Source organism: Arthrobacter sp. E1SS-5 (assembly GCF_057073715.1).
Map to the genome: position 1 here is coordinate 4,134,839 of NZ_CP172703.1, position 13,642 is coordinate 4,148,480.

At 62.0% G+C, this 13,642-nt stretch carries 5 protein-coding genes and 3 rRNA genes; 2 read left to right on the top strand and 6 right to left on the bottom strand.

The window, feature by feature from the left end:
- Positions 1–23: 23 nt before the first annotated feature.
- The 3 genes from ACIGJD_RS19275 to ACIGJD_RS19285 all read right to left on the bottom strand — a co-directional run bounded on the left by ACIGJD_RS19275 (position 24) and on the right by ACIGJD_RS19285 (position 4,616).
- Positions 24–2,048, bottom strand: coding sequence for an NHL domain-containing thioredoxin family protein (locus ACIGJD_RS19275; RefSeq protein ID WP_483687533.1), 2,025 nt, complete (start codon positions 2,046–2,048; stop codon positions 24–26).
- Positions 2,048–4,219 carry a bifunctional copper resistance protein CopD/cytochrome c oxidase assembly protein gene (locus tag ACIGJD_RS19280; RefSeq protein ID WP_483687534.1) on the bottom strand — a complete coding sequence of 724 codons (2,172 nt, stop codon included), beginning with the start codon at positions 4,217–4,219 and terminating at the stop codon, positions 2,048–2,050. The genes ACIGJD_RS19275 and ACIGJD_RS19280 overlap by 1 nt, the downstream gene beginning before the upstream one ends.
- A gap of 112 nt (positions 4,220–4,331) precedes the next feature.
- On the bottom strand, positions 4,332–4,616 hold the full coding sequence (locus tag ACIGJD_RS19285; protein ID WP_011693739.1) for an HU family DNA-binding protein: 285 nt from the start codon (positions 4,614–4,616) through the stop codon (positions 4,332–4,334).
- A 608-nt stretch (positions 4,617–5,224) separates the two neighbouring features.
- Here ACIGJD_RS19285 and istA point away from each other — a divergent pair.
- Complete coding sequence (istA, locus tag ACIGJD_RS19290; protein WP_483687535.1) at positions 5,225–6,757, top strand: IS21 family transposase; 1,533 nt, start codon at positions 5,225–5,227, stop codon at positions 6,755–6,757.
- On the top strand, positions 6,754–7,542 hold the full coding sequence (istB, locus tag ACIGJD_RS19295) for an IS21-like element helper ATPase IstB (RefSeq protein ID WP_223917531.1): 789 nt from the start codon (positions 6,754–6,756) through the stop codon (positions 7,540–7,542). Before istA ends, istB begins: the two co-directional genes overlap by 4 nt.
- Before the next feature lie 414 nt (positions 7,543–7,956).
- Here istB and rrf read toward each other — a convergent pair.
- The 3 genes from rrf to ACIGJD_RS19310 form a co-directional block, all read right to left on the bottom strand.
- A 5S ribosomal RNA gene (rrf, locus tag ACIGJD_RS19300) occupies positions 7,957–8,073 on the bottom strand.
- 166 nt (positions 8,074–8,239) lie between these two features.
- Positions 8,240–11,367, bottom strand: a 23S ribosomal RNA gene (locus ACIGJD_RS19305).
- Positions 11,368–11,856: 489 nt separating this feature from the next.
- A 16S ribosomal RNA gene (locus tag ACIGJD_RS19310) occupies positions 11,857–13,379 on the bottom strand.
- The 16S, 23S and 5S rRNA genes sit together here, the layout of an rRNA operon.
- Between the last annotated feature and the right edge of the window lie 263 nt (positions 13,380–13,642).

Consider the following 13,642-nt stretch of genomic DNA (forward strand, 5'->3'; position numbering starts at 1 on the left):
AGTTCGGCAGGGAGTAGACGGGGTCAGTCCATCCCGCGGAGGTCCAGGACCAGCTCGCTGTCGCCGTCGGCCTGCAGGACCACGGGGATGCCCCAGTCCTGCTGGTAGAGGTGGCAGGCGGCGTGGTCCGGGATCTCGCCGTCCTCGGTTTCGGGTCCGTCGCACGCGGCGGCGCGGGCGGTAATGTGCAGCACGCCCTCGGGCACGTCGGGAGACAGCTCCAGGGTGCGGAGGAGTCCCACGGAGGTCCCGCCGCCGGATACCAGCAGCTCGGGCGGGGTGGAGGAGATCTTCAGCTGCGTGGCGTCGCCCCAGCGGTCATCGAGCTTCTGCCCGGTGGGCGCGGTGAAGCGAACCGTCAGGTCCAGCGTGCCGGGGGCAACGGGGCTCTTGGGCCGCTGGGTCTGGGACGCACCCTCGTCCACCTGCTGCGCTTCCTTGGGGATGGGCACGTACACCAGCTGGTGCTTGTTGGCCTCGACCACCACCAGGAGGGGCTCCGTGCCTGCGGACTGGGTGTGGTCCACGATCACGTCGGACGGCTCGGCGAGTCCGCGGGCCAGCGTGGAAACGGTGCCGGACGCAGGGTCGTAGCGGCGCACGGCTCCGTTGTAAGTGTCCGCGATGGCCACGGAGCCGTCCGGCAGGACGGTCACGCCGAGCGGGTGCTGGAGGCGGGCTTCGGCTGCGGGGCCGTCGCGGAAGCCGAAGTCGAACAGGCCCTTGCCCACCGCGGACTCCACGGTGATGGACGCGTCGTCGGCGATGACCAGCTTGCGGAGGGCGGAGGTCTCGGAGTCCGCAACCCAGATGTTGCCGTCCGCGTCCTCGGCCAGGCCGGAGGACTGGGCGAACCAGGATTCGTGGGCCGGTCCGTCCAAGAGTCCTTCAAGGCCGTTGCCGGCGATGATCGACACGGCACCGGTGACGGGGTCGAAGCTGAAGATCTGGTGGGTTCCGGCCATGGCCACCACCACCGCATTCAGCTTGCGCGACCACACCACGTCCCACGGCGAGCTCAGCGCAACGTCCAAGGGGTCGTTGCCCAGTGAACCGCTGAAGCCGGCGCCTTCCTCGTCCACGCGCGCCGGGCCGGTTTCCAGCAGGCGCTGGATGCCGTTGCCGGCCAGGGTGGAGGCCTTGCCGTCCGTGAGCGAGAGTCCCCTCAGGCGGTGGTTGACCGAGTCGGCAATGACGACGTCGTAGCCCGCCTTGGCTGCCACATCCTCCGGCAGCAGGACCAGGCCTTGGGGTTCGTTGAACTGGGCGCTGGCGGTGTCCCCGGCGGCGGGACCGTCGGCGTAGCCCTTGGTTCCCGAGCCGAAGGTGGCAAGGACAGTCTCGAAGTCGGTGCCGAGTTCCACCAGGCGGTGATGCCCGGTGTCGGTAACCAGCCAGGAACCCTTCTCGGCAGCAGCCGCGGCTGCGGCACCTGCTGCCGTGCCGCCGTCGGACGTTCCAGCCGAAGCCGTGGAACCGCGGCCCGGCGGCAGGAACAGCGCCTTGCCGGGGAAGCGCAGGGTACCCGATGTCGCTTCGGGTGCCACGTAGGGGCCGGAGCCTCGGTGGAGGGTGCCCTTAGCCTCGTGCTCTGCGATGAGTTCGGGGATCAGCACGGCGAGGCCATCCGCATGGCCCTCGCCGGAAAGGTGCGCCACGATGTAGCCCTCGGGGTCGATGACCACCAGGGTGGGCCAGGCACGGGCAGTGTACGCCTTCCAGGTGTCCAGCTCGGGATCGTCCAGCACGGGGTGGTGGATCTCGTAGCGCTCCACGGCTGCGGCCAGCGCCACCGGGTCCGCCTCGTGCTCGAACTTGGGCGAGTGGACACCCACGGTGACCAGCACATCCGAGTACTGCTGCTCCAGCGGGCGCAGCTCATCCAGGACGTGCAGGCAGTTGATGCAGCAGAAGGTCCAGAAATCGAGCAGCACAATTTTGCCGCGCAGGGCCTCCAGGTCCAGGGTCTTGCCACCGGTGTTCAACCAGTTGCGGCCCACCAGTTCGGAGGCCCGGACCCGGGCATGGGTGCGTACGGTTTCGCTCATCAGCGTCCTTCCAGCTTGTTGCGTTCAGCCAGCCTGGCATCGCGTTCGGCCAATTTGGCAAACATATCGTTGTAAGCGGTTAGATCGGCGTCATTATTCCTGTCCGCCGCACGGTCCACGCGAGTCGCCTCCCGCTGGCTCGATCTGGACCACATGATGGCGACGCCGATCGCCACCAACAGCGTCGGCACCTCACCGATGCCCCAGGCCACGGCGCCACCAGCCTGCTGGTCGGCCAGGGCCGAGGGGCCCCAGGCGCGGCCCAGGTTGCCGAAGTAGTCCGCAGCCAGGAGCCCGGTCCCGCCCATGATGGAGACGCCGAAGAAGGCGTGGAAGCCCATGGTGGCCAAGAGCAGGAGCAAACGCATGGGGTACGGCGCACGGCGCGGAAGCGGGTCCGTGCCGATCATGGTCAGAACGAAAATGTAACCGGTCAGCAGGAAGTGCAGGTTCATCAGCTCGTGGCCCACGTGATCGCGCATCGCGTAGCCGAACAGATCCGAGTAGTAGAACAGGATGATGGAGCCGGCAAAGTTGGCCGCGGCGAACAGCGGGTGGGTGACCAGCTGCGAGAACTTGGAGTGCACAAAGACCAGGAGCCAATCGCGCATGCCGCGTGAGCCGTCGCCACGGGCGGGCAGGGCACGCAGGGCCAAGGTCACCGGCGCGCCCAGCACCAGGAAGATCGGCGCGACCATGGTGAGGGCCATGTGGTCCACCATGTGCGCGGAGAACAGGATACGGCCATAGACCGACGGCGGCCCGGACGTGATGTAGGTCAGCACCACCAGGCCAACCACCCAGTTCACCGACCGGAACCACGGCCAGGAGTCGCCGCGCCGGCGGATCGTGGCGACGCCCATGAAGTAGGTCACCAGCCCGAACAGGGCCACGCCCACCCAGATCCAGTCCAGGCGCCACTCGGTGAACCAGCGTTCGGGCGTGAGCTCGGGCGGCATCTCGTAACCGCTAAGGATGAAGGCGGGTGACGCATCGGGGGCCAGCTCGGTGGGCTGCGGCGGGGCTGACCGGCCCAGGGCCACGGCAATGCCGGAGGTGGCACCCATGCTCAACAGTTCGGCCACGATGAGTTGCCACAGGACCCGCCTTGAGGACATGGTGGCGCCCTTGCGTCCCAGCTGGGGAATGACCCACTGCCGGTGCATGAACCCGATGCCGCCCAGCACCACCGCGGCGGCCGTCTTGGCCAGGATCAGCTGCCCGTACGCGGACCCGAAAAGATCGGACCAGCTGGTGACCCGGATGCTGGCGTTGATGATGCCTGAGGCGAAGACCAGCACAAAGGCAAAGCCAGCCAGGCTGGAGAAGCGCCGGAGCGTTGGTTCGGTAATGTCCGTTGCCGCGCCGGGCTTGGTACCGGTCAGGATCCCCGACAGCAGGGCCAGGATGATGATGCCGCCCACCCAGGTGGTCACGCCCACCAGGTGAAGGCCCAGCGAGTTGATGGCGCCTTCGTGGTCCGAGGAGCTCGATGAGTGGCCAATCAGGGCTGTGGGTACCAGGCCGATCAGGGCCAGGATGAGGGTGAGGGCCAGGCCGCCCAGGGACCGGACGCCGAACAGCGCAGTGGTGACCACCGCGGCAATAATGATGACGGCGAGCCATGCGCGGCCTGTTTCGATGTCGGTCATGAAGTAGACCAGCGCTTGGGTGAATGCCGGGTCGCCGGACAACCCCTGCCCTGCTACGTCGCCGTACGTGAGCACCAGGACTGCGATGGCGGACAAGGTCCACACCGCTCCCGCCACAGCTGCTACCGCCAGGGCCCTGGTGAAGGCTGGGTGTTCGGGGGCTTCACTACCTCCGTCCGCTCCCCGGCTGCGCGGGATATGGTGCCGGGCGTTGAGGTTCCTGGGAAGGATGCCGACGGCGAAGACGAGGCCCCCGACGACGGTCGCCAACGATACGTTATGGATGGCCTTGCTGATCGGCAGGCCCCACCGCACCAGGGCGCCGGGGTCGGCGACGCTGCGGGCCGCTGCGGCGCCGGAGAAGATCAGGGCTGCCGCGAGGCCCAGGAAGAGCGCCGCCAGGCCTGCAAGCTGCCAGGGCAGGGTAATCCCCCGGGTTCCGGCGTCCCGGACCGCAGCTCCCTTGCCGGGATCGGTCTGGGGAGGGGTGGAACGTGGTTTTGCGGCAGAAGACACCATTCCATTGTCCGCCACGCCCGCCCAGGCCGCGAATCCGGTTAAATGCCAAGGAGCGGCAACCTCCCGGTTGCCGCTCCTTGTTCCGGCCGGCGATGTGCCGGCAGGGGAAGCTCTACTTCTTGGAGACTGCAGCCTTAAGCTTGGAGCCGGCGGTCAGCTTAACGCTGTGGCCTGCTGCAATCTGGATGGTCTCGCCGGTCTGCGGGTTGCGGCCGGTGCGGGCTGCACGGTCGGTGCGCTCAACTGCGAGCCAGCCCGGGATGGTGATCTTCTCGCCGGCGGCGACAGAAGTCTCGAAAACCTCGAACAGTGCATCGAGGACGGAGTTAACGGCAGCCTGGCTGGTGCCGGCCTTGCCTGCTACCTCTGCAACAAGTTCACTACGGTTCTTAGCCATTTATGTCCTCCTGGACGGTTCTGATTCTGGAGCCTGCACGCGGCATGCGCACAGGCCACTGTCCGAAAACTTACCAGCTTGGGCCCTTGCGGTCCGCAAATTCCGCGTGTTTCCGGGACTTTTTGAGGTTAATCACCGATTCCGGGCCATATTCGCTCCCTCCAGGACCACTTTGCGCTCCCTGCCCCGTTTCTCCCTGGACGCCCGGTCAGGTCTGGCGGCTTCTCCCCCGACGCCCGCTCACATCCCGCCGGCTTTCCTGCGACGCCCGCTCACCTCTGGCAGGTTGATGGTGAACGCCCCGTCACATCAGGCAAGCTCTCCCTCAACGCCCGCTCAAGTTTGGCAGCTTCTCTCCGGACGCCCGCTCACATACTCACGCCCGCTCACATCTGGCAGCTCCTTCCCCGTGTAAGCGGCCATGAAAAACTGCCCATAGGCGGCCACGTAATTGCCCACTGATGGCCAGTAGAACTGCCCAGCGGTGGCCATGAGATCTGCCCACTTCCTCAACTGTTCCTGCCGCGTCTTAAGCGGCGGGGGCCTCTCCCCGGGATTTGATGACGGTGTCTAGTCGCACCAAATGTCGTCCCAGGAAGAGGCCCTGTATGAAGCATGACGGAGAAATCATGGAAATTCTTGCTGCCTATGATCTGACCGGATCGTTGCGCGCCACCGCGGAGCTCACGGGCTGCTCGCACCACACTGTAGCCAGGCACGTCGCCGCGCGGGACGCCGGCCGGCCAATTGCAGAACCGGCGCCCCGGCCCAGGGTCACGGACGCTTACCTGCCTAAGATCGAGGAATGGGTGGAGGCGTCCAAGGGCCGGATCCGCGCCGATAAGGCCCACGAGAAGCTGCTCGGTCTGGGTTACGGGGGGTCGGAGCGGTCTACGCGCCGGGCGATCGCGCAGGTCAAGGCCGCGTGGCGGCTCGGACACACCCGTGTGCACCGGCCGTGGATCACCGAGCCTGGGATGTGGCTGCAGTACGACTTCGGCGACGGGCCACGGATCGGCGGCGTAAAAACCATTCTGTTCGTTGCCTGGCTGGCGTTCTCAAGGTTCCGGATCGTGATCCCGTTGCGGGACCGGACCGCGCCGAGCGTGTTCGCCGCATTGGACCGGTGCTTCCGGATTCTGGGCGGGGCACCAACGTATGTGCTGACCGATAACGAGAAAACCGTGACAACGGCCCATGTCGCAGGGGTTCCGGTGCGGAACCAGCAGACCCTGGACTTCGCCCGGCACTACGGGGTCACCGTGCTGACCTGCCAGCCCGCGGACCCTGCAACGAAAGGCGGAGTCGAAGCGTCGGTGAAACTGGCCAAAGCCGACCTCGTGCCCACCGACACGAACCTGAGGCCCGGTTACGCTTCCTTTGCCGAGCTGGAGGCCGCCTGCGAGGCGTTCATGGACGAGGTCAACAACCGCGAACACCGGGCCACCCGACGTAAACCCGCAATGGTTTTGGCGGAGGAAGCGGCCCGGCTGCACCGGATCCCGGAGACCGCGCACACGGTCGCGTTCGGGCTGGCCCGTATAGTCCCGGAGAACACCCCGATGGTCTCCTTCGAGAACGCCCAGTACTCGGTGCCGTCGCATTTGCTCGGCGCGAAGGTGTTCGTCCGCTCCCACGGCACCGGCCCTGACGAACAGGTCATCATCGTCCACCACGGCCCGACCGGCCCGGTCGAAGTCGCCCGCCACGGCCGGGCAAGGCCCGGCAGTCCCGCGGTCATCGAGGAGCACTTCCCAGGGACCAGTACCAGAACCCCGGGCGACTACGCCGTGAAGGCACGCACCGCCGGTGAAGCCGAGTTCCTGGCCATCGGCGCCGGCGCCAAGACCTGGCTCGTGGAAGCCGCGGCTGCAGGAACAGGCCGGATGAACATGAAAATGGCCGAGGCCGTGACCCTGGCCAAGATCGCCGGGACCGAGTCCGTGGACCGTGCCCTGGGAGACGCCGCGCTGCACGGCCGGTTCGCCCACGGCGACCTGCCCTCCATCCTGAACGCGAACATCCGCCGCACCACCACCCACGCCGCTAACGAAACCAGGTCCCTCACCCAAGGCACCAGCGCCTGGGCAGGCCTCGGCGCCGAGCCGTCCAGCGCCCCCGCAAAGGAGCAGAGCCGATGAGCCCGGTCACCACCACGAACACCACCGCCCCGGCCCTGCCGGCCGAACTGGAAGCGCTGATGCGGCAACTGAAGATGCCCCACGCCCGGGCACTGGCACCGGAGCTGATCGCGACCGCACGAGCCCAGCGCTGGGAACCCACCGAGATCATCAAGGCACTGTTCACCGAGGAAGCAGCCGGCCGGGCCCGGTCCATGCTCGCCACCCGGCGCAAAGCAGCAGGCTTCCCGACCGGGAAGACCTTCGACGTCTGGGACCCCGCCGTCTCCTCGATCCCGGCGCCGACCCAGCAAGCCCTGCGCACCCTGGAATGGATCACCCGACGCGAGAACCTGGTCGTCTGCGGGCCCTCCGGCACCGGGAAAACGTTCTTCCTCGAAGCGCTCGGCCAGCAAGCCGTCGAAGCGGGGATGCGCGTTGCTTGGTTCAGGCTCGAGGACCTCGGCGCCCTGATCCGTGCGCATCGCACCGACGACAGCGTCACCCGGGCAGTGGCCAGGATCCTCCGCGCGGAACTCGTCGTGATCGATGACATCGGCCTTCTCCCGGTGGCCACCGACGCCGCCGAAGGACTCTACCGGGTCGTGGACGCCGCCTACGAGAAACGCTCCGTGGCCATCAGCTCGAACCTGCACCCCGCCGGCTTTGACGAGCTGATGCCCAAAACCCTGGCCACGGCAACCGTGGACCGTCTCCTGCACCACGCCCACGTCTGCCAAACCAGCGGTGACTCCATCCGACTCACTCAAGCTCTCGCCGGGAAAGGAGTCACCCAACTGAACTAACAAACCCTCGACGATGGCCAACCCCACCGACAACCCTCAGTGGGCAGATCTGTTGGCCATCACCGGGCAGCTTTACTGGCCACCAGCGGGCCGATTAACTGGCCGCCCGTGGGCAGAAACCAATGGCCATTGACATCCCCGGCGCCCGATCACATCCTGCACGTTCCCTCCCGGCGCCCGCTCACCTCTGGCAGGGTTCGCTGGAGGGGCCGCGGATGTGCCGCGAGAAGGACGTGAGCGGGGATTCCTGATTTTCCTGTCAGAGGTGAGCTGGGGTTGGGTGTTTACCCGTCAGAGGTGAGCGGGGGTTCGTGCCCTGGCTGCCGGAAGTGAGCGGGCGTTCCGCACGTGCCTTGTTGGTTTAAATGTGGGAGGCCCCAACCATGTGTGGTTGGGGCCTCGACCTAATAGTTGTTCCGGCGGTGACCTACTCTCCCACACCCTCCCGGGTGCAGTACCATCGGCGCTGTGGGTCTTAGCTTCCGGGTTCGGAATGGGACCGGGCGTTTCCCCCACGCTATGACCGCCGTAACCCTTTCACCCGTCACCGACCCCGTCGGGGGTGGTGTGGGAAGACTGGTGGTTACAACATTGTCCGTGTTGTTGGACTGGTGGTGTTGTTATTCAGTTATGGTTCCACCAACAGGGGTTGTTGGTTGGGAACCACATAGTGGACGCAAGCAGAATGTTTTTCTGTGTGGTGTAAGTTGTTGGCCTATTAGTACCGGTCAGCTTCACGAGTCGTTAGTCCTCGCTTCCACATCCGGCCTATCAACCCAGTGGTCTGGCTGGGGGCCTCTCACACACAAGGTGTATGGAAATCTCATCTTGAAGCGAGCTTCCCGCTTAGATGCTTTCAGCGGTTATCCCATCCGAACGTAGCTAATCAGCGGTGCACTTGGCAGTACAACTGACACACCAGAGGTTCGTCCGTCCCGGTCCTCTCGTACTAAGGACAGCCCTTCTCAAATTTCCTGCGCGCGCAGCGGATAGGGACCGAACTGTCTCACGACGTTCTAAACCCAGCTCGCGTACCGCTTTAATGGGCGAACAGCCCAACCCTTGGGACCTACTCCAGCCCCAGGATGCGACGAGCCGACATCGAGGTGCCAAACCATGCCGTCGATATGGACTCTTGGGCAAGATCAGCCTGTTATCCCCGAGGTACCTTTTATCCGTTGAGCGACGGCCATTCCACAATGTACCGCCGGATCACTAGTCCCGACTTTCGTCCCTGCTCGAGATGTCTCTCTCACAGTCAAGCTCCCTTGTGCACTTACACTCGACACCTGATTGCCAACCAGGCTGAGGGAACCTTTGGGCGCCTCCGTTACTTTTTAGGAGGCAACCGCCCCAGTTAAACTACCCATCAGGCACTGTCCCTGACCCGGATTACGGGCCGAAGTTAGATGTCCAAAGTGACCAGAGTGGTATTTCAACGATGACTCCACCCGAACTGGCGTCCGGGCTTCAACGTCTCCCACCTATCCTACACAAGCCACTCCGAACACCAATACCAAACTATAGTAAAGGTCTCGGGGTCTTTCCGTCCTGCTGCGCGTAACGAGCATCTTTACTCGTACTGCAATTTCGCCGAGTTTATGGTTGAGACAGCGGGGAAGTCGTTACTCCATTCGTGCAGGTCGGAACTTACCCGACAAGGAATTTCGCTACCTTAGGATGGTTATAGTTACCACCGCCGTTTACTGGGGCTTAAATTCTCAGCTTCGCCGTGAGGCTAACCGGTCCTCTTAACCTTCCAGCACCGGGCAGGAGTCAGTCCGTATACATCGTCTTGCGACTTCGCACGGACCTGTGTTTTTAGTAAACAGTCGCTTCCCCCTGGTCTCTGCGGCCCCGATCCCCTCCCACCAGCAAGTGGTGTTCAAGGTTGGGGCCCCCCTTCTCCCGAAGTTACGGGGGCATTTTGCCGAGTTCCTTAACCATAATTCTCTCGATCGCCTTGGTATTCTCTACCTGATCACCTGTGTCGGTTTGGGGTACGGGCGGCTAAAACCTCGCGTCGATGCTTTTCTCGGCAGCATAGGATCACCGAATCCCCCCATACGGGGGTCCCATCAGATCTCAGGCTATATGAATGGCGGATTTGCCTACCATTCGCCCTACATCCTTAGACCGGGACAACCATCGCCCGGCTCGGCTACCTTCCTGCGTCACACCTGTTAATACGCTTGCCTCCCGGGATCAGGTCCTGCGCTCCACCAAAACCCTTCACCCACAAGGGGTGTCAGGCAGGTTTCGGGCAGTTAGTATCCCCCGCTCAGCATGGGCGGTTTTTCGCCGGTACGGGAATATCAACCCGTTGTCCATCGACTACGCCTGTCGGCCTCGCCTTAGGTCCCGACTTACCCAGGGCAGATTAGCTTGACCCTGGAACCCTTGATCATTCGGCGGACGGGTTTCTCACCCGTCTTTCGCTACTCATGCCTGCATTCTCACTCGTGTAGGCTCCACCACTGGTTTACACCGCAGCTTCACCGCCCACACGACGCTCCCCTACCCATCCACACTCCTGAACCACGAAGGCTAGGAACAAGTGTGAATGCCACAACTTCGGCGGTGTACTTGAGCCCCGCTACATTGTCGGCGCGGAATCACTTGACCAGTGAGCTATTACGCACTCTTTTAAGGGTGGCTGCTTCTAAGCCAACCTCCTGGTTGTCTGGGCAACTCCACATCCTTTCCCACTTAGCACACGCTTAGGGGCCTTAGTTGGTGGTCTGGGCTGTTTCCCTCTCGACTATGAAGCTTATCCCCCACAGTCTCACTGCTGCGCTCTCACTTACCGGCATTCGGAGTTTGGCTGACGTCAGTAACCTTGTAGGGCCCATTAGCCATCCAGTAGCTCTACCTCCAGCAAGAAACACGCAACGCTGCACCTAAATGCATTTCGGGGAGAACCAGCTATCACGAAGTTTGATTGGCCTTTCACCCCTACCCACAGCTCATCCCCTCCATTTTCAACTGAAGTGGGTTCGGTCCTCCACGACGTCTTACCGTCGCTTCAACCTGGCCATGGGTAGATCACTTCGCTTCGGGTCTAGATCACGCCACTCACACGCCCTATTCAGACTCGCTTTCGCTACGGCTGCCCCACACGGGTTAACCTCGCGACGTAACACTAACTCGCAGGCTCATTCTTCAAAAGGCACGCCGTCACCACAACAAAGATGGCTCCGACGGATTGTAAGCACACGGTTTCAGGTACTGTTTCACTCCCCTCCCGGGGTACTTTTCACCTTTCCCTCACGGTACTGGTCCGCTATCGGTCATTAGGGAGTATTTAGGCTTATCAGGTGGTCCTGACAGATTCGCACGGGATTCCTCGGGCCCCGTACTACTTGGGATACTCTCACAGGCGGTACAAACACATTACGGTTACGGGACTAACACCCTCTCTGGCCGGCCTTTCAAAACCGTTCACCTATGCGCGCACATCACACCCCACCAGCCCGGCAGAACTGGTACGGAAAGTCCCACAACCCCGACCATGCAACGCCCGCCGGCTATCACACATGGAACGGTTTAGCCTGATCCGCGTTCGCTCGCCACTACTAACGGAATCACTATTGTTTTCTCTTCCTGCGGGTACTGAGATGTTTCACTTCCCCGCGTTCCCCCCACGCACCCTATGTGTTCAGGTACGGGTCACCAAGTCACTCGCGCGCTCAGCGGGGTTTCCCCATTCGGACACCCTGGGATCACAGTCCGGTTATCGACTCCCCCAGGCTTATCGCAGATTCCTACGTCCTTCTTCGGCTCCTAATGCCAAGGCATCCACCGTGTGCTCTTAAAAACTTGACCACAAAGATCAAAAACAAGCTCACTCGAGAGAACCACGAAACCAACCACACCAAAGTGCGGCCAGATCCAGGTTCAAATATCTTGGAAATTGCTTCTTATACAAGATGCTCGCGTCCACTATGTAGTTCTCAAACAACAACCCCACACCACACAACCCACACACACAAAGCACGTGAACCGTCATGGCAGGGAAACCAGAAACAAACAAACCCACCCGGCAACCCCCACAAACGGAGACCACCACATGGTCCTGTTGCCTCAGGACCCAACAGTGTGCCAAACACTAAACCATCCCCACCCGCACCCACCGTTCCAGAACCACCAGGGTTCGTACTAGAGAAGAAGCGCAGGAAGAAACAGCCGCTATTTGTTGATATTCCACCCTTGAGCACCCGCCACGAAACATTCGTCCGTGCAACGGGCCTTTACTCCTGACAACCCCCACCACCAACATGCGTCCGTGATGAGAAAGTTGTAGGTGCTCCTTAGAAAGGAGGTGATCCAGCCGCACCTTCCGGTACGGCTACCTTGTTACGACTTAGTCCCAATCGCCAGTCCCACCTTCGACAGCTCCCTCCCACAAGGGGTTAGGCCACCGGCTTCGGGTGTTACCAACTTTCGTGACTTGACGGGCGGTGTGTACAAGGCCCGGGAACGTATTCACCGCAGCGTTGCTGATCTGCGATTACTAGCGACTCCGACTTCATGGGGTCGAGTTGCAGACCCCAATCCGAACTGAGACCGGCTTTTTGGGATTAGCTCCACCTCACAGTATCGCAACCCTTTGTACCGGCCATTGTAGCATGCGTGAAGCCCAAGACATAAGGGGCATGATGATTTGACGTCGTCCCCACCTTCCTCCGAGTTGACCCCGGCAGTCTCCCATGAGTCCCCGGCACTACCCGCTGGCAACATGGAACGAGGGTTGCGCTCGTTGCGGGACTTAACCCAACATCTCACGACACGAGCTGACGACAACCATGCACCACCTGTAAACCAACCCCAAAGGGGAAACCACATTTCTGCGGCGGTCTGGTTCATGTCAAGCCTTGGTAAGGTTCTTCGCGTTGCATCGAATTAATCCGCATGCTCCGCCGCTTGTGCGGGCCCCCGTCAATTCCTTTGAGTTTTAGCCTTGCGGCCGTACTCCCCAGGCGGGGCACTTAATGCGTTAGCTACGGCGCGGAAAACGTGGAATGTCCCCCACACCTAGTGCCCAACGTTTACGGCATGGACTACCAGGGTATCTAATCCTGTTCGCTCCCCATGCTTTCGCTCCTCAGCGTCAGTTAATGCCCAGAGACCTGCCTTCGCCATCGGTGTTCCTCCTGATATCTGCGCATTTCACCGCTACACCAGGAATTCCAGTCTCCCCTACATCACTCTAGTCTGCCCGTACCCACCGCAGATCCGGAGTTGAGCCCCGGACTTTCACGGCAGACGCGACAAACCGCCTACGAGCTCTTTACGCCCAATAATTCCGGATAACGCTTGCGCCCTACGTATTACCGCGGCTGCTGGCACGTAGTTAGCCGGCGCTTCTTCTGCAGGTACCGTCACTCTCGCTTCTTCCCTACTGAAAGAGGTTTACAACCCGAAGGCCGTCATCCCTCACGCGGCGTCGCTGCATCAGGCTTGCGCCCATTGTGCAATATTCCCCACTGCTGCCTCCCGTAGGAGTCTGGGCCGTGTCTCAGTCCCAGTGTGGCCGGTCACCCTCTCAGGCCGGCTACCCGTCGTCGCCTTGGTAGGCCATTACCCCACCAACAAGCTGATAGGCCGCGAGTCCATCCAAAACCACAAAAGCTTTCCACCAACCACCATGCGATGGAAGGTCATATCCGGTATTAGACCCAGTTTCCCAGGCTTATCCCAGAGTCAAGGGCAGGTTACTCACGTGTTACTCACCCGTTCGCCACTAATCCAGGAGCAAGCTCCCTTCATCGTTCGACTTGCATGTGTTAAGCACGCCGCCAGCGTTCATCCTGAGCCAGGATCAAACTCTCCGTTGAAAACAAACAGACACAACCAAAACCACCGGAAATAACGGCAAAAATTGGCTGCACAAAATTTGAAACCAGCTAAAAACACCAAACCAGCACCACAGGGGCGGCACGATTCGGCAAATTCAACCAATTACATACATAATCGGTATCAACAAACTTGGCACACTATTGAGTTCTCAAACAACAGACACACCCGGCACCACCCAAACCAACGTTCAGGATCGCTCCGGAGCAACTTTTCAAACTTACCCGATCCCCCACAGCTTCGC